We start from the raw sequence: 21,806 nt of genomic DNA, 5'->3' as shown, positions 1-21,806 counted from the left end.
ATGGTGAGTGGCGAATGGATTCCACTCGCCACTCACCATGTCTCTACCCCGTATTCCTCAATCCCGCCGAGATCCCGTTGATCGTCAGCTGGATCCCGCGCAGCACCTGCTCGTCCGGGTTCTGCGCGCGGTGCTCTTTCAAGAGTTCGACCTGCACGTGGTTGAGCGGGTCGAGATAGGGGAAGCGGTGGCGCACCGAGCGCTCCAGCAGCGGGTTGCCTTGCAGCAGACGGTCCTGGCCCATGATGTCCAGCAGCGTCTCGATGCAGGAATGCCATTCGCGGCGGATGCGGCCGAAGATTTTTTCGCGGAGCGCCTCGTCGGGCACGAGCTCGGCATAGCGCGAGGCGATCGCGATCGAACTCTTGGCCAGCACCATGTCCATGTTCGACAACAGCATGCGGAAGAACGGCCATTCCTTGTAGAGCTCTTTGAGGAACGGCATGCCCTTGTCGGGATGCTCCGCGATCCACTGCTCGACCGCGCTACCAAAGCCGTACCAGCCGGGCAGCATCAGGCGGCATTGCGCCCAGGAGAACACCCAGGGGATCGCCCGCAAATCCTCGATCGCGCGGGTCTTCTTGCGGGAGGCCGGGCGGCTGCCGATGTTGAGCGTCGCGATCTCGTTGATGACCGTCGAGGCCCAGAAATAATCGACGAAGCCGTCGGTCTCGTAGACGAGGCCCCGATAGGCCTTGAAGGCGAGGCTTGAAAGCTCGTCCATCGCGGTCAGATATTCGCGGCGCGGCGCGCTCTGGCGCGGATGCAACAGGCTCGCCTCCAGCGTTGCGGCTGCCAGGATCTCCAGATTGTTGCGGCCGACTTCGGCGTTGGAGTATTTCGACGAGATGATCTCGCCCTGCTCGGTGATGCGGATCTGGCCGTTCACCGCGCCGCCGGGCTGGGCGATGATGGCATCATAGCTCGGTCCGCCGCCGCGGCCGACCGAACCGCCGCGGCCATGGAACAGGCGTAGGCGCACGCCGTGGCGCTCGAACACGTCGACGAGGCCGATCTCGGCCTTGTAGAGTTCCCAGCCCGAGGTGACGAAGCCGCCATCCTTGTTCGAGTCGGAATAGCCCAGCATGACCTCCTGCACGCTGCCGCGGCTGTCGACCAGGCGGCGATAATCATGCAGCGAGAGCATGCGGTCCATGATGGCGCTGGAAGCCTGCAAATCCTCGATGGTCTCGAACAGCGGCACGATGTTGATGGCGCTGCGCCCGGAGGGATGGACGAGACCGACCTCCTTCAGGAGCACCGCGACCTCGAGCATATCCGACATGCCCTTGCACATCGAGATGATGCATTGGGGGATGGCGTCCGAGCCGAACTTCGCGTGCGCCTCGGCGGCGGCATGGAACACGTTGAGCTCGCCCATCGTCTCGTCGCTGTACTTGACGAACGGCGACACCAGCGAGCGCGTTGAGCGCAACTCGTTGGTGAGCAGCGAGATGCGGGCGTCCTCGCCGAGCGCGAGATAGGACATGCCGGGATTGGCGGCATCCATCAGCTCGGCAATGGTCCGCTCGTGCACCGCCGAGTTCTGCCGGATATCGAGCCGGGCCAGATGGAATCCAAAGCAGTCCACCGCACGCCGCAGCAGCCGCAGCCGGCCGCGGGCGATGACGCCGGCGTTGTTGGAGATCAGCGAGCGGTGCAGCACGTCGAGATCGGCCTTTAGCTCCCCGACGCTGTCATAGGGCGCGCCCTTGCCGACCGGTCGGCGCGTAATCTCGACCTGAAGCATTTCGGCCGTGGCGGTGAGGCGCGCATAGATGCCGGAGACCGCGAGGCGATAGGGCTCGCCGCTCCGGTGCGGCGAGGTATCGGGCGAGCGCTCCGCCAGCGTGCGCAGCTCCTCGGAGACGTCGGCGAGGTGCGCCGCGATCGACAATTCCGAGCCGAGCACGTGCAGCTCGTTCAGATAGAACTGCATCACCCGGCTCGACTGCAGTCGCAGCGTGCCGCGCATCACGTCGGCGGTGACGAAGGGATTGCCGTCGCGGTCGCCGCCGATCCAGCTACCCATGCGCAGGAACGAGGCGAGCTCGCCGGCCGCCTGCTCGCCGCCCTCCTCCAGCCGGTCCTCCAGCGCGTTGACCAGCCGCGGCACCTCGCGGAGAAACGTGTAATCGTAGAACGACAAGCCGTTGGCGACCTCGTCGAGCACGGTGAGCTTGGTCCGGCGCAGCAGGTTGGTCTGCCACAGCGTCAGCACCTCGCGGCGGAGCTGCTCGTCGCTGGCGGCAGCCTCTTCCGCCGTCAGCGCGACGCGCTCGCGACGATCGAGCAGGGCTGCGACCTCCATCTCACGGTCCATGGTGCTCTTGCGGCGGACCTCGGTCGGATGCGCCGTCAAAACCGGGCTGACCAGCGCGCTCTTGAAGAAGTTGCGCAGGGCATCGGCACCGATGCCCGCAGCCCTCGCATGGGCGAGCGTCTCGGCCAGCACGCCGGAGCCGCCGCCCTTGTTGGCGCGCATCTGGCGGATGTTGTTCTGGTCCTCGGCGATGTTGGCGAGGTGGGAGAAATAGCTGAAGGCGCGGACGATCCGCACCGTCTCGGAGGTCGACATGCTGTCGAGGATCTGCTCGAGCTCGCGGCGGGCGAGCCGGTCCTCGTCGCGGTGGAATCGGATCGAGGTCTGGCGGATGCGTTCCACCAGATCGAACAATTCAGGCCCCTCCTGGTCGCGCACCGTGTCGCCGAGAATGCGCCCGAGCAGGCGGATGTCGTCCCGCAGCCGCACGTCCGCTTCCAGCGCCTGGACGTCCTCAGGGCGGTTGGGGCGCTGCTCGGCGGTGTCGGATGATATGGTCTGGAGGGACATGGCTCGCTCCGTTGTTCGAGCTCGCTTGGCTGCCCGGCTCAGCCGAGTGTGCAAGTTTTTTGCCGCAGCGCAAGATGAAGTTGGGGGCGGCGCGGCAACATCACCTATCATGGGAGAAATGCGCCTTGCCGACGGACGCGCGCACACGTCCGCGGTCTCGCGGCGCGGGGCCCGAGTTTTGCTGTCGTTTCGCCCTCATCGATAAAAAAGGGCGCAGGGAAGGCCGGGCGCCGGCTGGCACCCAGGGTCCGCACGCGAAAAACGCACGCGGGGGTAACCACAGGTGATGCCGGAACATCCCGGCCTTCCTGCGCAATGGTTTTACGGCTTATGGCGCGCTCTCCCCGGGCAGCGATGCACTATTGCCCCCGTCGCCTCGCAGATGATCGATGCGCCCACCCGGTCGGGCCGCACATCACCGCAAGCCTTCACGCACAGACCCCGGGCGTCAGGACCACACGCTTTTGCCGTCCGCGGACGTCCCTCCCCGGACATCCGGAAGCTCGCGCGTGCTCGCCACCGAAGCCGAAAAGAACCGCTGTGACCGCGCCGGGTCGTTCGCGCGGATCGCGATGACTCACAGGCGTAGCCCGCCCTGCCATCTCGTCACGCGCCGGCGCTGCCGCGTCCATCGCATCTCGGCTCACGTATCGTGACGATCGCGAAACGCCCTTTTTAGCGGGCCGGAATAGTTTGCGGTTTACCCGAAGGAGCGAATTCGGTCAATCAGAATATTGGAGAACCGATCGATTGACCTGCATGTGGCGGGTTTTGCCCGTCGGGCAACGCGAGGGATTGTGGGTCGGAAGCATTGAGCGGCCACCCGACTCCAATCTCGGGACAATAGTGACGCTTACCAGTGGTGATGGTGCCGCCAGCCATAGTGATGGCCTCGGCCTCTGCCCCAGCCGTAATGATGACCACGGCCGCCGCGATGACCCCACCCGTGGCCACCGCCATGTCCGTGGCCGCCCTTGACCTCGATGGTGTCAGTCTGAGACGCGCCCAGTGTGTCCGGCTTGGCAACGGGCATCGCCGAAGCAGAAGGTGTGGGTGTCAAAGCAACGGCCCCCGCCACAAAGCCCACCAAGCAAAGCCACTTCATGCAATCGCCTCCCGATAAGAATGAACCAAGGGCCAGCCGCGGCACATTGCGCCCGCGTTCGCTCCCGCTCGTCAACAATGAAGTCGGAAAAAAGTTGCAATGAAATGTGACGCATTGCGGAGGGGCAGGATACTTATGCCGCGTTGAAAGCAGTCGTGGTCCACTTCGAATCAGCGCAGGATCGGTTGAGCGCTTGCGAAACCCATCATGCTTCGTCATCAGCGGACGGTTTGATGGGTTTCGCTGGCGCTCTACCATCCTACGAGTTTGCCTTAAGCCGGCACGATCACCTTGCCGATCGGCCAGAGCGCGATGCCGGCGAGCTTGAGGTGGGCCCAGGCGAAGGGAATGCCGATGATGGTGATCGCGAGGGCCACGGCGGTGAAGAGGTGGCCGAGCGCCAACCACCAGCCGGCGAGCACGAACCAGATGATGTTGCCGATCACCCCGAGCGGGCCGGTGCCGACATCCTCGACACCGGTGACCTCATAGCGGCTGACCGCCCGCGAGCCGAACGGCATCAGCGTGTAGACGGCGATATTGAACGCCGCCCGCGCCCAGGGCAGGCCGATGATGGTGACCGCCATGATGACCGCAGCGACCAGCCAGCCGAGCGCCATCCAGGCGCCGCCAATGAGAATCCAGAGCAGGTTTAGCAGGATGGAAACGGGAGCCATGGGATGATCCGAAGGTCAATGATCCCGTGAGTATAGCACGATGCGCGAGGTTGCGATCGATAAAGCCGCTCACGTATTCGCGTGCTCGTGTAGCCCGGATGAGCGAAGCGACATCCGGGTCTTACTGGTTGTTATCCCGGGTATCGCTTCGCTCACCAGGGCTACGCACCGCTAGATCTTCCGCCCCGCCTGCTCCCAATAGGGATCGCGCAGGCGCCGCTTGAAGATCTTGCCGGAGTCTTCGCGCGGCAGCCCGGTGCGGATCTCGATGTGCTTTGGGACCTTGTAGTCGGCAAGCGAGGCCTTCAGGCGGGTGCGGATTTCGGCGGCATCCAGCGTAACGCCGGCTTGCGGCTCGACCACCGCCATCAGCGCTTCGCCGAACTCGGCATCGGGGATGCCGAACACCGCGCAATCATGCACGCCGGGCACCGCGTGCAGCACGGACTCGATCTCGGCCGGATAGATGTTGACGCCGCCCGAGATCACCATGTCGCGCTTGCGGTCGCAGATGAAGACGTAGCCCTCTTCGTCGATATAGCCGACGTCGCCGGAGGTGATGAAGCCGTCGCGATCGATTTCGGCGCGCTTCTCCGGCTTGTTGTGGTAGGTGAAATCGGCCATCCCGGCCATGCGCGAGTAGATCTCGCCGATCTCGCCTACACCCAGCACGCGTCCGTCCTCACCGATGAAGCGCAGCTCGGCGCCGGGCGAAATCCTGCCGACGGTGCCGGGCTTCCTCAGCGCGTCCTCGGAGGTCGCGAAGGTGACGGCGCTGGATTCGGTCGAGCCGTAGAATTCATAGATCACCGGCCCCCACCATTCGATCATGGCGCGCTTGACGTCCGCCGGACAGGGTGCTGCGGCGTGAATGATGTGGCGGAGCGAGGAGACGTCGTATTGCTTGCGCACCTCCTCCGGCAGCTTCATCAGGCGGATGAACATGGTCGGCACCATGAAGATGGTGTCGATCTTGTAGCGCTCGATCAGCTCGAGAAATTCCTCGGGCTCGAAGCGGGGAATCAGCACCAGTGCGCCGCCGAGTTTTCCCGCGCGAATGCCGAACGAGTTCGGCGCGGAGTGATAGAGCGGGCCCGGCAGGATCGTGCGGGCGCCGGGCTTGAGCCCGTAGATCATCGCGCGCATGCGCTCGCCGGCAGCCGCCTGCTCCGGCGTCGGCGCGTTGCGCCGTACGCCCTTGGGGTGGCCTGTCGTGCCCGAGGTGTAGATCATGTTCATGGGCTGCGGCCCGACCGGGCCGTCATAGGGCTGGTGCTCTGCGAGCCAGGATTCGAAATCGATCGCGAAGTCCGGCGTCTTCAGATGATCGGGATCGATCTTGTAGCTGGACAGGATCTCCGGGGGCGTCGGCACGCTGAGCACGGTGACGCCTTGGGGAATCGCATCGCGCAAGGCATGCAGCATGTCGGCATGGCCGATCAGCACGGAGGTGCCGGTGTCGTTCAGGATGTAGTTGATCTCCTCCGGCTTGAAGTGCCAGTTGATCGGCACGCCGTAGGCGCCCAGCCGCATGGCGGCATAGGCGGCTTCGATGAAGGCGATGTCGTTGCGCATCAGCATGCAGACGCAATCGCCCTGCCTGACGCCGATCTGGCTGAGACCGCTCGCGATGCGGTCGGCACGATCAGCGACCTCGGCATGGGAGCGGCTGCGCCCGCCGGAGACGATGCCGAGGAAATTTGAGGTTTCGCTCATTGTTGTTTTTCTTTGTTGTTGAAGTTGCCCCTCATGGTGAGGAGGCGCAAGGCGCCGTCTCGAACCATGAGAGCCCGTGGCCCATCCCTCGAGACGCCGCTTCGCGGCTCCTCGGGATGAGGTCTGCGCTAATCCGCAAACTTCGGCGCGCGCTTCTCCAGATTGGCACGCACCGCCTCGGTCTGGTTCGCGCTGCCGATCAACTTCTGCTGCTCGACGGACTCGGCGAGTAGCGCGGGGCCCGGATCGACCGAGAGATTGTTGAGCATGCGTTTCGCGGCGCGGATCGCATCGGGGCTTTTTCCCGCGATCTCGCGCGCGACGTCGAGCGCGGCAGCGCGCGGGTCGTCGCAGATGCGCGTGGCGAGACCGTAAGCCATCGCCTCCTGCGCGGAGAAGATGCGGCCGGTGTAGGTGAGATCGCGCAAGATGTCGTCGCGCACGAGCGAAGCCAGGATCGGCGTGCCCGCCATGTCGGGTACCAGACCCCATTTGATTTCCATCACCGACATTCGCGCATCGGGCGTGAGGAAGCGCATGTCGGCGCCGAGTGCGAGCTGGAAGCCGCCGCCGAAGGCGACGCCCTGGATCGCCGCGATCACGGGGACCGGAAGCTGGCGCCAGCCCCACACGGCCTGTTGCGCAAAATTCGCCTGGCCGTGCGTGCGTTTGGTGAGGTCGCGATTTTCGCCACCCGGAATTCCACTGCCCCCCTTTTCCTTCATGGCGGCAAAACGCCCCATGTCGAGACCGGCACAGAAGGCGCGGCCCTCGCCGGACAGCACCACGACGCGCACGCCTTTTTCCTTCGAAAGCCGATCCGTTGCGGCCACAAGGGCCTCGAACATGGCCTGATCCAGCGCATTCATCTTGTCCGCGCGCACCAGCCGCACGTCGGCGACGCCTTCCGAGATCGAGATCGAGACGCGCTCTTCCATGGATGAATTCTCCCCTGGTTCCCGGCTGTTCTTGTTCGGTGCCGCTTTACAGGAAGCCGGCGGCCGGATTTAGTCAATCGATCAATTAACCGACAATCGCGACGGGGGAAACAGCCATGTTCAAGGAAAATCTTCTGGCGGGGCGGCGCATCCTCGTGACCGGCGGCGGCACCGGGCTCGGCAAGTCGATGGCGGCGCGCTTTCTCCAGCTCGGCGCGGAAGTCCACATCTGCGGCCGGCGCAAGATCGTCTGCGACGAGACCGCGACCGAGCTGATGGCCGAGCATGGCGGCCGCGTCACCAGCCACGGCGTCGACATCCGCAACGCGCTCGCGGTCGAGGAGATGATCGAGACCATCTTTCGCGACGGCCCCCTCACCGACCTCATCAACAACGCCGCCGGCAATTTCATCTCGCGCAGCGAGGAGCTGTCGCCGCGCGGCTTTGACGCCGTCGCCAACATCGTCATGCACGGCACGTTCTACGTGACGCAGGCGGTCGGCAAGCGCTGGATCGCGTTGAAGCAGCCCGGCAACGTCGTCTCGATCACCACGACCTGGGTACGCAACGGATCGCCTTACGTGGTGCCGTCGGCGATGAGCAAGTCGGCGATCCATGCCATGACGATGTCGCTCGCCACCGAATGGGGCCGCTACGGCATCCGGCTGAACACGATCGCGCCGGGTGAGATCCCGACCGAGGGCATGAGCAAGCGCATCAAGCCCGGTGACGAAGCCGGCGCGCGCACCAAGGCGATGAACCCGATGGGCCGCGTCGGCACCATGGAGGAATTGCAGAACGTCGCCGTGTTCCTGATCTCCGGCGGTTGCGACTGGATCAGCGGCGAGACCATCGCCATGGACGGCGCGCAGGCGCTCGCGATGGGCGGCAATTTCTACCAGCTCCGCGACTGGAGCGACGACGACTGGAAAACCGCACGCGAGAGCATCATGGCGCAGAATGAAAAGGACCGTGCGAAGCGGGGCTGAGGCTCTCTCCGTAGTCGTCCTGGCGAAAGCCAGGACCCATTATCACCGAATGTTCTTTGGCGAAGATTGGCCATGGCCAGTCTTCGCCGAATTGCGTTTTGTGGCTATGGGTCCTGGCTTTCGCCAAGACGACGACGCTGAAGCCATGGCGTACCCTCTCCCATCTTGTCTTCGCCCGCGGATGACGCCACACTCCGCGGCATAAGAACAAGACGTCACGGGAGAGACATGTCCACCACACAGCCATTGGCTGACCTCGCCGACATGGTGCGCGAGCGCGCCAAGAGCCGCGGCAATGCCATCGCCTTCGAGTTCGAAGGTCGTGTCACCAGCTTCGCCGAGTTCGACATCAAGACGAATCGCGTCGCCAATGCGCTGATCGCGATGGGTGTGAACAAGGGCGAGCGCATCGCCTATCTCGGCAAGAACAGCGACAACTATTTCGAGCTGCTGATGGGTGCCATGAAGGCCGGCGTGGTGATGGCGCCGGTGAACTGGCGGCTCGCGGGCCCCGAGGTCGCCTTCATCGTGAGCGACTGCAAAGCGCCGGTGCTGTTCGTGGGACCTGAGTTCATCACCCAGGTCCGCCAGATCAAGGACCAGTTGCCGGGCGTGCGCAGCGTCATCACCACCGAAGGCGGCGCGCCGGAATGGCAGGATTTTACAGCTTGGCGCGATGCACAGAGTGGCGACGATCCCAAGGTGCCGATCGACACTAAGGACATCGCGATCCAGCTCTATACCTCGGGTACGACAGGCAAGCCGAAGGGCGCGATGCTGTCGCATGCGAACTTCCTCAACCTGGTGCAAACAGGCAATGCCGAGGACAAGCCGGAGTGGAACCGATGGTCGACCGACGACGTGTCGCTGGTCGCGATGCCGATCTTCCATATCGGCGGCTCCGGCTGGGGCGTGATGGGGCTCTACCACGGCGCCCGCGGCGTGATCGCGCGCGAGTTCGATCCGACCAAGGTGCTGGATTTCTTCGAGCAGTCCGGCATCACAAAGCTGTTCATGGTGCCGGCGGCGATGCAGTTCGTGGTGCGGCAGCCGCGCGCGAAGACAATCGATTTCTCCCGGTTGAAATACATGCTGTACGGCGCCTCGCCGATACCGGCGGCGCTGCTGAAAGAATGCATCGAGATCTTCAAATGCGGGTTCGTGCAAATGTACGGCATGACCGAGACCACCGGCACCATCGTCGCGCTGCCGCCGGAGGATCATATCGAGGGCTTGGAGCGGATGCGCTCGGCCGGCAAGGCGCTGCCGGGCGTCGAGATCGCGATCCTAGACGTTGACGGCAAGCCGCTGCCGCCGCGCGAGGTCGGCGAGATCGCGACGCGCTCGGGCTCCAACATGGCCGGCTACTGGAACCTGCCGGAAGCGACCGCCGCGACGCTGCGCGGCGACGGCTGGCTGCGCACGGGTGATGCCGGCTACATGGACGAAGACGGTTATCTCTACATCCACGACCGCATCAAGGACATGATCATCTCCGGGGGCGAAAACATCTACCCGGCCGAGGTCGAGAGCGCGCTGTGCGATCATCCCGACGTCGCGGAAGCTGCCGTGATCGGCATACCCGACGACAAATGGGGCGAGGCGGTGAAGGCCGTTGTGGTGATGAAGCCCGGCAAGCAGGCGACCGCCACCGACATCATCAACTTCACGCGCGAGCGCATCGCCGGCTTCAAGACGCCGAAGAGCGTGGAGTTTTTGCCGGCGCTGCCGCGCAATCCCTCAGGCAAGATTTTGCGACGGCAGTTGCGGGAGCCGTATTGGGCGGGGAAGGATAGAAGGGTGAATTAGCACCACTCCAGCCACATCGTCGTCCGGGCGAAGGCCGGGACCCATAGCCACAGGATTGGGTTTTGCGAAAACTCGGAGTTGCCGTCTCGCGCAACGACTTCTCCGTGGGGTAATGGGTCCCGGCCTTCGCCGGGACGACTCCGGGGAGAGACTGCGCGCAACAATCCCTCAATGCTTCCCCGGCCCCATATAGCCGAACAAAAATCCCGCTACCTTGCGGATCTGGATCTCCTCGCTGCCCTCGGTGATGCGATAGCGGCGGTGATGGCGGTAAATGTGCTCGAACGGCTTGTGGCGTGAATAGCCCATGCCGCCGTGAACCTGCATGGCGCGGTCGGCAGACTCGCAACACAGGCGGTTTGCCCAGTAGTTGCACATCGAGACGCGGTCGGAGAGCGTGCGCTCGATCTGCTCCTCGGTGAGCTTGTCCATTTCCCAGGCGGTCTTGCGGATCAACAGGCGCAGCATCTCGGCCTGCGTCGCAAGCTCGACCAGCGGGAATTGGATCGCCTGGTTCTCGGCCAGCGCCTTGCCGAACGGTTTTCGCTCGCGCGCATACTTCACGCTCTCGTTGATGCAGTAGACCGCTGCCCCCAACGAACTCGCTGCCTGCCGGATGCGGTTTTGATGGACAAAACATTGCGCCAGCGACAGGCCGCGACCGTCCTCGCCGAACAGCGCATCCTCCGGCACGAACACGTCCGTAAAGCTGACGCGGGGATGATCGGTCGGCATGTTGAAGGTCCACATATACTCTTCGATCTTCACGCCATGGCTCGTGGCCGGCACCAGGAAGCAGGTGATGCCGCGGGCATCGCCGTCATTGCCTGACGTGCGCGCGAACAGCGCGCAATGCGTGGCGACGTGCATGCCGGTCGTCCACATCTTCTCGCCGTTGATGATCCAGCCCTTGACGTTGTCACGGGTCGCGGGCACCGCGCGCGCTTCCATATGGGTGGCGTCGGAGCCGTGATTTGGCTCGGTCAGGCCGAAGGTGATGCGGTACTTGCCCTTGATCGAGCCGTCGATCATCGCCTTCTGGTCGTCGCGTCCGTAGCGATCGAGCATGGTGGCGACGGGGAAGTTGCCGACGATGGAATGCTCGTTCTGGAGGTCGTTGTGCAGGCCGAGCCCCTTGGCGGCAAAGTGCTCGCGGATGACCGCCATCCAGAGGTTGGAGCCATTCTTGCCGCCATATTGCTTCGGCACCGCAAAACGCAAATGACCGGCGGCGTCTGCGAGATCCTTGGCCTTGCGCAGCAGCGCCTCCCATTCGTGGCGCGGCAGGCCGCCATTCTCGAAATCGGTGCGCGCCCATTCGCGGCGGTGATCGAAGAAGCGGATGTTATCGTCGACCGCCTCCAGCGGCTTGATCTCGCGTTCGATGAAAAGGTCGAGCTCTGTGAGATAGGCGACGAGATCGGCAGGCAGCGAGAAATCCACGGCTCTCTCCCGGATGATTTTTTCGTTTTGCGTTAAGGCGCTGGGCGCAGCTTTGCTTCGCACGATTAAGGTGAGAAGAGCGCCGCCAAGTCAAGCAATGGGAGACGTGTGAGATGCGCAAGGCGCATTGCGCAATTCGATGGTGCTCCAGCGCGGAGGCGCGGTAGTATTCCGGCAATATTCCTTCACGAGAAACTGCGGGAGCGCACGATGGAGCTGAAATTTTCCAAGGTGGAACGCAAGGGGCCGATCACGATCGTCACGCTGTCGCGGCCCGAGGTCTACAACGCGCTGCACACCGACGCGCATTTCGAGCTCAACAAGGTGTTTGACGATTTCTCCGCCGATCCCGAGCAGTGGATCGCGATCGTCACCGGTAGCGGCGACAAGGCGTTCTGCGCCGGCAACGATCTGAAATGGCAGGCCGCCGGCGGCAAGCGGGGCTGGGACAAGGGCGGCTTCGCCGGCCTCACCGCGCGCTTCGACTGCGACAAGCCGATCATCGCCGCGGTCAATGGCGTGGCGATGGGCGGCGGTTTCGAGATTGCGCTGGCCTGCGACCTGATCATCGCCTCGGAGAACGCGACCTTCGCCTTGCCCGAGCCGCGCGTCGGGCTGGCCGCACTCGCCGGAGGCCTGCACCGGCTGCCGCGCCAGATCGGGCTGAAGCGCGCCATGGGCATGATCCTCACCGCGCGTCATGTCAGCGCCAAGGAGGGTCTCGAACTCGGATTCGTCAACGAGGTGGTGCCGCAGGGCGAAGCGCTCACGGCCGCGCTGCGCTGGGCCGAGATGATCACCAAGAATTCGCCGATGTCGATCCGCGCGTCAAAGCAGGCGATCCAGAAGGGCCTCGGCGTGTCGCTGGAGCAGGCGATCGAGGAGCAGCGGGAATATCCGGCCGTGAAGGCGATGGTTGCGTCCCAGGACTACATCGAGGGTCCGAAGGCGTTTGCGGAGAAGCGGCCGCCGAAATGGGTGGGGAAGTGAAGGGTCGCTCGGCTCATCACCGCCGTCATGCCCCGGCTGGACCGGGGCATCCAGTACGCCGCGGCTTCTCGGCTCAATCAATGCCGCCTCTGGAATACTGGATTGCCCGCCTTCGCGGGCGATGACAGCAGAGAGTGTAGTACCGCCTACCCGCTTCGCGAGAGTTCGCGTTTGTACGACGCGTAATTCGGCTGGTCCACCGCAAGCTTGTCCATGGTCGTTTGCCACAGATGCTCGGCAAGGCCGGGCGTCGCTAGATCGACCTCGCCCTTGGCGATGCGCTCGGCCAGCGTGCGGTTGAGATCGGTCACCGAGCCGTCCATGCCGAGCAGAGCACGCAGCCGCTCCACCTCCGCGGCGTCGCTCCCCTCCTCCCGCGTCAACTGCCTTGTCACGAGATCGAGGATGTTGATGGCCACGCGCAGCTTGAAGGCCTGGTGGCCGGAGACCAGCGGCGCGATGTCGTTGCGGAGGAAATCGGCGACCGACTTCGTCAGCTCGATCGGGGTCGGCTCGTCCTGCATGGTCAACTCCCCCGCGGCGCCAGCAGCCGCAACAGATCGATCTCGGTCTCGGAAGCGCGACGGCCGATCATGGCGCGTTCCATCGAATGGTCCGGACTTTCGCGAAAGCGCTGCATCATGCCGCCGCACATGATGCCCCAGCGCAGCGTGCCCATCACTTCCCAGAATTTGACACGCGATGGATCGACCTTCCGCCCAGCCGCCTCATAGCCGGCGAACAGCTCCTCACGCGAGCCAAAGCCGCCGACCGGCTTGTCGATCTCGCCAAAGCGCCAGGAGTTGACGCAAACCCAGCCGAGATCCTCCATGGGATCGCCGAGATGGGCGAGCTCCCAGTCCAGCACCGCGCGCACGCCGTCGGCGCCAATGATGAGATTGCCGTTGCGGAAATCGCCATGCACCAGCGTCGTCTCGGCCGAAGGGCCCGGATCGTGGTCGCGGAGCCAGCGCAGCGCCAGCTCGAAGACGGGTTTGGGCCAGTCCAGGCTGCGATAATCGCGTTCGAACTCAGAGATCTCCTCCGTCGCGGACCGGCTGCGCAGCTCGGGCAATTTGTCCCGCGGTAGCCCGTGCAGCTTCGCGAGCACGCCGCCGATCTGCCGTGCGAGACGCGGCCGCGCCGCCGCAAACTCGTCGTCGCGCAGAATCTTGCGCGCGATGGTTTCGCCCTCGACCCGCTGCATGATGAAGCCGGTGCCGAGATCGTCGTCCGGCGGGAGCACATGCATCACGCGCGGCGACGGCACGCCGGCCTCATAGGCAAGCTGCATCAGCTGCGCTTCCGCGCCGAGACCTGCCGCGCGCGTCGGCGCCGCGCCATACCCCTTCGGCGAGCGGCGCAGGATCGCACCGATCGGCCCGTCGGGATGCACGATGTCGAAGCGCCAGGTCTCCTGGCTGGCGCCGCCGGACAGCTTGGCCGCGCCGGTCACGCCGGTCGCCCCCTCGCACCAGCGCGCAACGCTGCGGGAAAGCTCAGCCTCGATCATTTGCCCTTGAACTGCGCCGGACGCTTCTCCAGGAAGGCGCCAACACCTTCGCGGAAATCATCCGTGTCGCCGGCATGGAGCTGGCACTGAAATTCGAGATTGAGCTGATCCTCGAAGGAATTCTCCGGGCTGTCCCAGTACAGCTTGCGGATCAGCGACAGCGCGACCGTCGGGCCGCTGGCGAGGTCGCGCGCAAGCTTCATCGCCTCCTCCATCAGCACGCCGTCATCATAGACGCGATTCACAAGGCCCCATTCCAGCGCCTTATCGGCCGGGAGCCGCTCGCCCATCAACGACAATTCGATCGAGCGTGCCTTGCCGATCAGCCGCGGCAAGAGCCAGGTCGAGCCGCAATCCGGCACCAGACCGATGCGGCGGAACGCTTGCAGGAAATAGGACGAGCGCGCGCACAGGATCATGTCGCCGAGCAGCGCGAAGCTCATGCCGGCGCCGGCCGCCGGGCCGTTGACCGCGGTCACGATCGGGCAATGCAGATTGCGGATGCGGCGCAGGAAGGGATGGAAGCCGGTCTCGAGCGTCAGGCCGGCCTTGGTCTTCTTCGACTGGTTGTTGCGGCCCTGGAGATTCGCCCCGGTGCAGAACGCCCGCCCTGCGCCCGTCAGCACCACGCAGCGCACCTCGTCCTTCTTCTCCTCGATCGTGTCGAGCGCTTCTGAGAGACCGCCCAGCATGTCCACGGAGACCGCGTTCATCACCTCCTGATGGTCGAGCTTGAGGATCGCGACCGAACCATCGAGATCGAGCGTGACGTGTTTGAACTGCATGGTTTCCTCGTGAGTTGCGGCCTGCACCAGTTTCGCAGACCGGAATTGCTTTTGCCGGGGCGCATATTTGATTTTTGGCGCGGTCTTGTCCATGGTGATCGGAGCATAGCAAGCAATCTTGCGCGCAGCGGCTGATGCGCACGAAGCAAAAACAGGAAACGCGCCATGAACCTTTTCGACCTTTCGGAACGCGTCGCCGTGATCACCGGCGGCAATGGCGGCATCGGGCTGGGCATCGCGCAGGCGCTCGCCGGCCAGGGCTGCAACGTCTCGATCTGGGGCCGGAATGCTGACAAGAACAAGGCCGCTGCCGCGAGCCTGGCCGGGCTATCAGGCAAGGTCGACACGCGGGTCTGCGACGTCACCGACCCGGCCTCGGTCAATGCCGCGATGAAGGCCACGCTCGACACATTCGGCCGGGTCGACGGCTGCTTCGCCAATGCCGGCATCGGCGGCGGCGGCCGGCGCTCCTTTATCGAACGCACCCAGGAAGAATGGCGCACGATGTTTGCGACCAATCTCGACGGCGTGTTCCACGCGTTCCAGGCTGCCGCAAAACACATGACCGCGCGCGCCGAGGCCGGCGATCGCTTCGGCCGGCTGGTGGCGACTTCGAGCCTCGCCTCGATCTTCGGCACCGCGCGCAACGAGCACTATGCCGCGACCAAGGCCGCGATCAACGCGCTGGTGCGTGCGCTCGGCGTCGAGCTGGCGCGTCACGGCGTCACCGCGAACGCGATCCTGCCGGGCTGGATCAAGAGCGACATGACCTCGGGCCTGATGGCCAACGAGAAATTCGTCGCCAACGTGATGCCGCGAATTCCGGTGCGGCGCTTCGGCGAGGCCAGCGACTTCGGCGGCATCGCGGTGTATCTGATGAGCAAGGCCTCGTCGTACCACACGGCGGATACGTTCGTGATCGACGGCGGTTATACGGCGTTTTGATTTTCATAATGAGGGGAACGGGCACATGTTTTCACACGTCATGATCGGCACCAACGACCTCGACAAGGCCAAGGCCTTCTACGACAATTTGCTGTCCACGCTCGAGGTGCGGCCGGCGCGGGTCGACGGCCATCGCATCTTCTACATTACCAAGACCGGCGTGTTCTCGGTCACAAAGCCGATCAACGGCGAAGCGGCGACGCCTGCGAATGGCGGCACCATCGGCTTTGCCGCCAACTCGCCGGAACAGGTCAATGCATGGCATACGGCCGGCATCGCCGCCGGCGGCGTTCCTTGCGAAGATCCTCCTGGTATCCGTCAAGGCCCGGGCGTCAACCTCTATATTGCCTATTTGCGTGACCTCGACGGCAACAAGATCTGCGCGATGCACCGGATGGCAAGCTAGGCCGGCCGCAACCACCGCTGTCATGCCCCGGCTTGACCGGGGCATCCAGTACGCCGCAGCTTCTCGATAGATCACATACGCCTCGGAGTACTGGATCGCCCGATCAAGTCGGGCGATGACAGCGAGAATGCCGCCCATTCAAACAACATTTCAAACGTCCGCGATATTCCATCGCATGGCATGGCTCGCGTTGGAAAAAATGCGCGCTCGCACTTTGGCGACGCTGCGACTATTCTCCGGCGCAACGCGATCTCAGCGACCCCGGGAGGAACAATGACAAAACACACCTATATTCCCCGCACCACCAACTACACCCTCAATCCCGGCGACGAGCTCAACGACCTCAGGATGTCGGACCAGGTCCGGCCGCTCTACGATCACGTCAGGAAGTTCATCCGCGACACCGTCGAGCCGATGTCGACCGAATTCGCCAAGGCCGGCGAAGGCAAAGAGGATCGCTGGAGCTTCACGCCGAAGCAGCTCGAGGTGCTGGAGAAGGCCAAGAACAAGGCCAAGCAGGAAGGCCTCTGGAACTTCTTCCTGCCCGACGACGAGACCGGCCAGGGCCTGAAGAATCTCGACTACGCCTATATCGCATCCGAGCTCGGCAAAAGTCCGCTGGCCTCCGAGAGCATGAACTGCTCGGCGCCTGATACCGGCAACATGGAGGTGCTGGAGCGCGTCGGCACCAAGGAGCAGAAGGAGAAGTGGCTGAAGCCGCTGATGAACGGCGAGATCCGCTCGGCCTATGTCATGACCGAGCCGAACGTCGCCTCCTCCGATGCCAAGAACATCTCGACGAGCGCAAAGCTCGTCGGCGACGAATGGGTCATCAACGGCGAGAAGTACTACATCTCCGGCGTCGGCGATCCCCGCTGCAAGATCCTCATCGTGATGGTGAAGACCAACCCGGATGCGGCGCCGAGCAAGCAGCAGTCGCAGATCCTGGTGCCGCGCGACACGCCGGGCGTCGAGGTGCTCGGCCCCATGTACGTGTTCGGCCAGGATCACGCGCCGCGCGGCCATATGCACATGCGCTTCAACAACGTGCGCGTGCCCAAGGAGAACATTCTGCTCGGCGAAGGCCGCGGCTTCGAGATCTCGCAGCTTCGGCTAGGCCCGGGCCGCATCCATCACTGCATGCGCACCATCGGCAAGGCCGAGAAGGCGCTCGATTTGATGGTGCAGCGTGGCCTCACCCGCGAGGCCTTCGGCAAGAAGATCGCCCATCTCGGCGGCAACATGCAGATCATCGCGCAGGCGCGCTGCGAGATCGAGGCGATGCGGCTGATGGTGCTGAAGGCCGCCAAGGCCATGGACGTGCTCGGCAACAAGGAGGCCCGCGTCTGGGTCTCCATGGTCAAAGCCATGGTGCCGGAGCGCGCCTGCAAGATCATCGACCAGTCGATCCAGATGCACGGCGCCACCGGCATCTCGCACTGGACCCCTCTCGCCGAAATGTACCAGGACGTGCGCCATCTGCGCTTCGCGGACGGTCCGGACGAGGTGCACTGGATGGTAGTGGGACGCCACGAGCTGAGCATGGCGTGAGGTCCTTCTCCCCTTCTCCCCGCTTGCGGGGAGAAGGTTGGCATGAGGGACTACGACGCGGCCACCTCGCCGATCTTGTCCTGCGTCTTGGTCTCGAAATCGCTAGCGTCGTGCCGCTCGTGAAGCTGGCTGGCGGGATCTCCGGAGACACGGTTGACCATGCGGCCGCGCTTGACGGCCGGGCGCTTGGCGATCTGGTCGGTCCAGCGCTGCACGTGCTTGTAGTCCTGCACGGACAGGAATTCGCCGGCGCCGTAGACCAGCCCCTTGGCGAGCGCGCCGTACCAGGGCCACACCGCCATGTCGGCGATGGTGTATTCGCTGCCGGCGAGATATTCGTTGTCGGCGAGCCGGCGGTCGAGCACGTCGAGCTGGCGCTTGGTTTCCATCGCGAAACGGTCGATGGCATATTCGATCTTGGTCGGCGCGTAAGCGTAGAAATGGCCGAAGCCGCCGCCGAGATAGGGCGCGCTGCCCATCTGCCAGAACAGCCACGACATCGCTTCAGTGCGGCTCTTGATGTCCTTCGGCAGGAAGGCGCCGAACTTTTCGGCGAGGTAGAACAGGATAGAGCCGGACTCGAACACCCGGATCGGCTCCGGGCCGGAGCGGTCCATCAGCGCCGGGATCTTGGAATTCGGATTGATGTCGACAAAGCCGCTGCCGAACTGGTCGCCGTTACCGATTCTGATCAGCCAAGCGTCGTATTCCGCGCCCTTGTGGCCGAGCGCCAGAAGCTCCTCCAGCATCACGGTGACCTTGACGCCGTTCGGCGTCGCCAGCGAATAGAGCTGGAAGGGATGCTTGCCGACCGGCAGCTCCTTGTCATGGGTGGGACCGGCGATCGGGCGGTTGATGCTGGCGAACTGTCCGCCGTTCTCCTTGTTCCAGGTCCAGACCTTGGGCGGCACGTAGGCGGGGGTGTCGGTCATGCGAGGGCTCCGGCAAAAAGATGCGTCTGCATTAATTAGCCCGCGGACGGCGGATGGCAAGCCCTGCCGGCCCTGCGTCCGGCGCGGGCCTCGCGACCGCGTCATGCGTCCGACGTTGCCGAGGACGGCCATCACGAGAAGCCGCATCTGTCGAGCCGGGCGTACGGCTTCGCGCAACACGGCGTGTGCACGCAAGATGCGCCGCCAAATCCGGATTGGCATAGCGCAAGACGATGGTCTAGCGTCGATGAGCCTTCGCTCAAGATTGCGACAACAGCAACGCGAGGCCGCCGGGAGAGAACGATGAAATCGCCGATCTGCGACATGCTGGGCATCGATTTCCCGCTGCTCGCCTTCAGCCATTGCCGCGATGTCGTCGCGGCTGTCAGCCGCGCCGGTGGGTTTGGCGTGTTAGGTGCGACCGTGCACACGCCGGATACGCTCGAACGCGAGCTGAGATGGATCGACAAGCACGTTGACGGCAAGCCTTACGGCGTCGACGTGCTGATCCCCGAAAACATCTCGACTGCGGGCGAGAAGGACGTCACCTGGAAGAGCCTTGAGGCGCGCGTGCCACAGGAGCACCGCAACTACACGCGCAATCTCCTGAAGAAATACGACATCGAACTCACGACCACCGAGGTCGCCGACAACCAGCCGCAGCCGTTCGATGGCAGGACGGCGCTGGAGCTGCTGGAGGTCTCGTTCAACCACCCGATCCGCCTGATCGCCAATGCGCTCGGCGTGCCGCCGAAGGCCATGATCGAGATGGGCAGGAAGCACGGCGTGCCGGTCGCGGCCCTGGTCGGCGCCAAGGAGCACGCGCTGCGCCAGGTCGCGGCCGGCGTCGATATCCTCGTGGTCCAGGGCACCGAAGCTGGCGGCCATTGCGGCGAGGTCTCGACCATGGTGCTGGTGCCCGAGGTGATCAAGGCGATCAAGAATATCCGCGACGTGCCGGTGCTGGCGGCCGGCGGCATCATGACGGGACGACAGATGGCGGCCTGCATGGCGATGGGTGCCGCGGGCGCCTGGACCGGCTCGGTGTGGCTTGCGACCGTCGAGTCCGAGACCACGGAGATCTTTCGCGAGAAGATGATCGCGGCATCGTCGCGCGATGCGGTGCGCTCTAAGGGCCGCACTGGAAAGCCGGCACGGCAACTTCGTTCGGTCTGGACCGACGCCTGGGACCGCGCAGCCGAGAGCCCCGGCGCATTGCCGATGCCGCTGCAAAGTATCGTCAGCCGCGACGCCTTCAACTCGATCGACCGCGCCGCGGCGGGCGGCGACGCCAAGGCGCGCGATCTCGTGAGTTACTTCGTCGGCCAGGGCGTCGGGCTGATCGACAGCGTGAAGTCGGCCGGTGCGGTGGTGCAGGAGTTCAAGGAAGAGTTTGCCGAAGCCGTCGAGCACATGAATGCGCTGGTGGCGGAGTGATTGCCACACACCGTCATTGCGAGCGCAGCGAAGCAATCCAGACTACCATCGCGGAAAGACCCTGATTGCTTCGCTACGCGCGCAATGACAAAAAACTGACATCGTGAATTGAAGCATGACAGATAAGAAGCATACCCCCGAAGACCGCATCCCCGTCATCGTCGGCGTCGGCGAGATCGTCGACCGTCCCAAGGAGGTCACCGATGGCCTCGAGCCGCTCGACCTGCTCGAACAGGCGCTGCGGCGCGCGGAAGCAGATGCCGGCGCAAAGCTGCTCGACGAGGTGCAATCGCTCGATATCGTCAACTTCCTGAGCTGGCGCTATCGCGATCCGGAGAAGCTGCTGGCGCAACGGCTCGGCATCACGCCTTCGCATTGCTATTACGGCCCGGTCGGCGGCGAGAGCCCGATCCGCTACATCCACGAGGCAGCAAAGCGCATTGCGCGCGGCGAATGCAGCGTCGCCGCGGTTTGCGGCGCGGAGGCACAGTCGACGGCGACCAAGGCGGAGCGCGCCGGGGCAAAGCTGCCATGGACCCCGTTCGCCCACGACGTCGAGGAGCCGAAGCGCGGCGCGGCGTTCCAGAAGCCGCTGGCCGTGAAGCTCGGCGTGTTCCGCCCCGTCACCGTCTATCCGTTCTACGAAGCGGCATCGTCCGCCCATTGGGGACAGACGCCGCGCGAGGCTATGGCAGAGTCAGGCGTGCTGTGGTCGCGCTATTCGGAAGCTGCCGCGCAAAACCCAAATGCCTGGCTGAAGCGGCGCTATGCGCCGGAGGAGATCACGACACCGACGGCGGACAACCGCCTGATCGCCTGGCCCTACAACAAGCTCATGGTTGCCAACCCGAGCGTCAACATGGGCGGTGCGCTGCTGCTGACCAGCCTCGCCAAAGCGCGTGCGGCCGGCATCGCCGATGACAGACTGGTCTATCCGCTCGGCGGCGCCTCGGCCGAGGAGCCGCGCGACTATCTCTTGCGCGACCAGTTTTACGAGAGCCATCCGCAGAACGCCGTTTTGAAGGCCGTGATGGATCTCGCCGGCGGCGACGGCAGGAAGTTCGACGCGATCGAGCTCTATAGCTGTTTCCCGTGCGTGCCCAAGATGGCGCGGCGGACGCTGGGCCTAGGCGCGGACGTGCAGCCGACCGTGACTGGCGGCCTCACCTTCTTCGGCGCGCCGCTCAACACCTACATGACGCACGCGGCCTGCGCGATGGTGCGGCGCGTGCGCGACGGCGCAAAGCTCGGCCTGCTCTACGGCCAGGGCGGTTTCGTCACCAAGCATCATGCGCTGGTGGTGTCGAAGGTGCCGCCGCGCGAAGCATTGGCACAGGAGACCAGCGTGCAGGCGGCGGCGGACGGCAACAAGCGCGCGGTGCCGGAGTTCGTCACGGATGTCTCGGGCGACGGCAAGGTCGAGAGCTTTACGGTGCTCTACGGCCGGGCCGGCGAGGTCGAGCATGGCGTGGTGATGCTGCGGACGGAAAACGATAGGCGCACGCTGGCGCGGATTCCCGCGAGCGATGCGGCAACGCTGGCGCATCTGCTCGACATGGATCGCACGCCGGTGGGTTCGCTCGGCGAGATCACGATGACGGTAGATGGCGTGCCGGAATGGAGGGTGGCGTAGCTCTCGTAGGGTGGGCAAAGGCGCTCTTGCGCCGTGCCCACCAATCTTTTTTAGGATCGCAGAGAGATGGTGGGCACGCTTCGCTTTGCCCACCCTACGAAACC

Annotated in this window: 17 protein-coding genes; 8 read left to right on the top strand and 9 right to left on the bottom strand. The window is 64.4% G+C overall.

The window, feature by feature from the left end; genetic code table 11:
- Positions 1–43: 43 nt before the first annotated feature.
- The 4 genes from ppc to ACIPUD_RS16465 form a co-directional block, all read right to left on the bottom strand.
- Positions 44–2,833: a phosphoenolpyruvate carboxylase gene (gene ppc / locus ACIPUD_RS16480; protein WP_377827672.1), complete on the bottom strand. Its 2,790-nt coding sequence runs from the start codon at positions 2,831–2,833 to the stop codon at positions 44–46.
- Between the two features lie 1,377 nt (positions 2,834–4,210).
- Positions 4,211–4,615, bottom strand: coding sequence for a YccF domain-containing protein (locus tag ACIPUD_RS16475; protein ID WP_018456965.1), 405 nt, complete (start codon positions 4,613–4,615; stop codon positions 4,211–4,213).
- 171 nt (positions 4,616–4,786) lie between these two features.
- Positions 4,787–6,331, bottom strand: a complete 1,545-nt coding sequence (locus ACIPUD_RS16470; RefSeq protein ID WP_018456966.1) for an acyl-CoA synthetase — start codon at positions 6,329–6,331, stop codon at positions 4,787–4,789.
- A gap of 128 nt (positions 6,332–6,459) precedes the next feature.
- Positions 6,460–7,269 (bottom strand): crotonase/enoyl-CoA hydratase family protein, encoded by an 810-nt coding sequence (locus ACIPUD_RS16465; RefSeq protein WP_446481160.1) that lies wholly within the window; start codon positions 7,267–7,269, stop codon positions 6,460–6,462.
- Positions 7,270–7,385: 116 nt separating this feature from the next.
- On the opposite strand from ACIPUD_RS16465, the gene ACIPUD_RS16460 reads away from it, so the two are divergent.
- Positions 7,386–8,258 (top strand): SDR family oxidoreductase, encoded by an 873-nt coding sequence (locus ACIPUD_RS16460; protein ID WP_018456968.1) that lies wholly within the window; start codon positions 7,386–7,388, stop codon positions 8,256–8,258.
- 228 nt (positions 8,259–8,486) lie between these two features.
- Complete coding sequence (locus tag ACIPUD_RS16455; protein ID WP_026233274.1) at positions 8,487–10,067, top strand: fatty acid--CoA ligase; 1,581 nt, start codon at positions 8,487–8,489, stop codon at positions 10,065–10,067.
- 168 nt (positions 10,068–10,235) lie between these two features.
- On the opposite strand, the gene ACIPUD_RS16450 is transcribed toward ACIPUD_RS16455, so the two are convergent.
- The gene (locus ACIPUD_RS16450; RefSeq protein ID WP_018456970.1) at positions 10,236–11,510 is read right to left on the bottom strand and encodes an acyl-CoA dehydrogenase family protein; all 1,275 of its coding nucleotides are present in this window, start codon (positions 11,508–11,510) and stop codon (positions 10,236–10,238) included.
- A 210-nt stretch (positions 11,511–11,720) separates the two neighbouring features.
- On the opposite strand from ACIPUD_RS16450, the gene ACIPUD_RS16445 reads away from it, so the two are divergent.
- Positions 11,721–12,500, top strand: a complete 780-nt coding sequence (locus tag ACIPUD_RS16445; protein ID WP_085352188.1) for an enoyl-CoA hydratase-related protein — start codon at positions 11,721–11,723, stop codon at positions 12,498–12,500.
- Positions 12,501–12,646: 146 nt separating this feature from the next.
- Here the strand turns inward: ACIPUD_RS16445 and ACIPUD_RS16440 are convergent, their stop codons facing one another.
- The 3 genes from ACIPUD_RS16440 to ACIPUD_RS16430 are packed head-to-tail and all read right to left on the bottom strand — an operon-like array spanning position 12,647 to position 14,798.
- Complete coding sequence (locus tag ACIPUD_RS16440; protein WP_446481159.1) at positions 12,647–13,024, bottom strand: DUF6285 domain-containing protein; 378 nt, start codon at positions 13,022–13,024, stop codon at positions 12,647–12,649.
- Positions 13,025–13,026: 2 nt separating this feature from the next.
- Complete coding sequence (locus tag ACIPUD_RS16435; RefSeq protein ID WP_446481158.1) at positions 13,027–14,013, bottom strand: phosphotransferase family protein; 987 nt, start codon at positions 14,011–14,013, stop codon at positions 13,027–13,029.
- Complete coding sequence (locus ACIPUD_RS16430; protein WP_026233276.1) at positions 14,010–14,798, bottom strand: enoyl-CoA hydratase/isomerase; 789 nt, start codon at positions 14,796–14,798, stop codon at positions 14,010–14,012. Before ACIPUD_RS16430 ends, ACIPUD_RS16435 begins: the two co-directional genes overlap by 4 nt.
- 165 nt (positions 14,799–14,963) lie before the next feature.
- On the opposite strand from ACIPUD_RS16430, the gene ACIPUD_RS16425 reads away from it, so the two are divergent.
- The 3 genes from ACIPUD_RS16425 (at position 14,964) to ACIPUD_RS16415 (ending at position 17,700) form a co-directional block, all read left to right on the top strand.
- Positions 14,964–15,743, top strand: coding sequence for an SDR family NAD(P)-dependent oxidoreductase (locus tag ACIPUD_RS16425; RefSeq protein WP_446481157.1), 780 nt, complete (start codon positions 14,964–14,966; stop codon positions 15,741–15,743).
- A 25-nt stretch (positions 15,744–15,768) separates the two neighbouring features.
- The gene (locus ACIPUD_RS16420; RefSeq protein WP_007593712.1) at positions 15,769–16,149 is read left to right on the top strand and encodes a VOC family protein; all 381 of its coding nucleotides are present in this window, start codon (positions 15,769–15,771) and stop codon (positions 16,147–16,149) included.
- A gap of 273 nt (positions 16,150–16,422) precedes the next feature.
- Entirely contained in the window at positions 16,423–17,700 is a 1,278-nt protein-coding gene (locus ACIPUD_RS16415) for an acyl-CoA dehydrogenase family protein (protein ID WP_018456976.1), read from the top strand.
- A 50-nt stretch (positions 17,701–17,750) separates the two neighbouring features.
- Here ACIPUD_RS16415 and yghU read toward each other — a convergent pair whose 3' ends face one another.
- Entirely contained in the window at positions 17,751–18,632 is an 882-nt protein-coding gene (gene yghU / locus ACIPUD_RS16410; RefSeq protein WP_085362319.1) for a glutathione-dependent disulfide-bond oxidoreductase, read from the bottom strand.
- Between the two features lie 303 nt (positions 18,633–18,935).
- On the opposite strand from yghU, the gene ACIPUD_RS16405 reads away from it, so the two are divergent.
- Together ACIPUD_RS16405 and ACIPUD_RS16400 are read left to right on the top strand one after the other, a co-directional pair.
- Entirely contained in the window at positions 18,936–20,069 is a 1,134-nt protein-coding gene (locus tag ACIPUD_RS16405; protein ID WP_446481156.1) for a nitronate monooxygenase, read from the top strand.
- 115 nt (positions 20,070–20,184) lie between these two features.
- Positions 20,185–21,702 (top strand): acetyl-CoA acetyltransferase, encoded by a 1,518-nt coding sequence (locus ACIPUD_RS16400; protein WP_446481155.1) that lies wholly within the window; start codon positions 20,185–20,187, stop codon positions 21,700–21,702.
- Positions 21,703–21,806: the final 104 nt, after the last annotated feature.

This window comes from Bradyrhizobium sp. CAR08 (assembly GCF_052871955.1).
The sequence above is the reverse complement of the archived record's forward strand: the minus strand, read 5'-3'. Positions and strand labels throughout refer to the sequence as shown.

Excerpts from the sequence above, each read along its gene's own strand:
- ppc (WP_377827672.1), bottom strand. The coding sequence starts at position 2,833 with ATGTCCCTCCAGACCATATCATCCGACACCGCCGAGCAGCGCCCCAAC.
- ACIPUD_RS16475 (WP_018456965.1), bottom strand. The coding sequence starts at position 4,615 with ATGGCTCCCGTTTCCATCCTGCTAAACCTGCTCTGGATTCTCATTGGC.
- ACIPUD_RS16470 (WP_018456966.1), bottom strand. The coding sequence starts at position 6,331 with ATGAGCGAAACCTCAAATTTCCTCGGCATCGTCTCCGGCGGGCGCAGC.
- ACIPUD_RS16465 (WP_446481160.1), bottom strand. The coding sequence starts at position 7,269 with ATGGAAGAGCGCGTCTCGATCTCGATCTCGGAAGGCGTCGCCGACGTG.
- ACIPUD_RS16460 (WP_018456968.1), top strand. The coding sequence starts at position 7,386 with ATGTTCAAGGAAAATCTTCTGGCGGGGCGGCGCATCCTCGTGACCGGC.
- ACIPUD_RS16455 (WP_026233274.1), top strand. The coding sequence starts at position 8,487 with ATGTCCACCACACAGCCATTGGCTGACCTCGCCGACATGGTGCGCGAG.
- ACIPUD_RS16445 (WP_085352188.1), top strand. The coding sequence starts at position 11,721 with ATGGAGCTGAAATTTTCCAAGGTGGAACGCAAGGGGCCGATCACGATC.
- ACIPUD_RS16440 (WP_446481159.1), bottom strand. The coding sequence starts at position 13,024 with ATGCAGGACGAGCCGACCCCGATCGAGCTGACGAAGTCGGTCGCCGAT.
- ACIPUD_RS16435 (WP_446481158.1), bottom strand. The coding sequence starts at position 14,013 with ATGATCGAGGCTGAGCTTTCCCGCAGCGTTGCGCGCTGGTGCGAGGGG.
- ACIPUD_RS16430 (WP_026233276.1), bottom strand. The coding sequence starts at position 14,798 with ATGCAGTTCAAACACGTCACGCTCGATCTCGATGGTTCGGTCGCGATC.
- ACIPUD_RS16425 (WP_446481157.1), top strand. The coding sequence starts at position 14,964 with ATGAACCTTTTCGACCTTTCGGAACGCGTCGCCGTGATCACCGGCGGC.
- ACIPUD_RS16420 (WP_007593712.1), top strand. The coding sequence starts at position 15,769 with ATGTTTTCACACGTCATGATCGGCACCAACGACCTCGACAAGGCCAAG.
- ACIPUD_RS16415 (WP_018456976.1), top strand. The coding sequence starts at position 16,423 with ATGACAAAACACACCTATATTCCCCGCACCACCAACTACACCCTCAAT.
- yghU (WP_085362319.1), bottom strand. The coding sequence starts at position 18,632 with ATGACCGACACCCCCGCCTACGTGCCGCCCAAGGTCTGGACCTGGAAC.
- ACIPUD_RS16405 (WP_446481156.1), top strand. The coding sequence starts at position 18,936 with ATGAAATCGCCGATCTGCGACATGCTGGGCATCGATTTCCCGCTGCTC.
- ACIPUD_RS16400 (WP_446481155.1), top strand. The coding sequence starts at position 20,185 with ATGACAGATAAGAAGCATACCCCCGAAGACCGCATCCCCGTCATCGTC.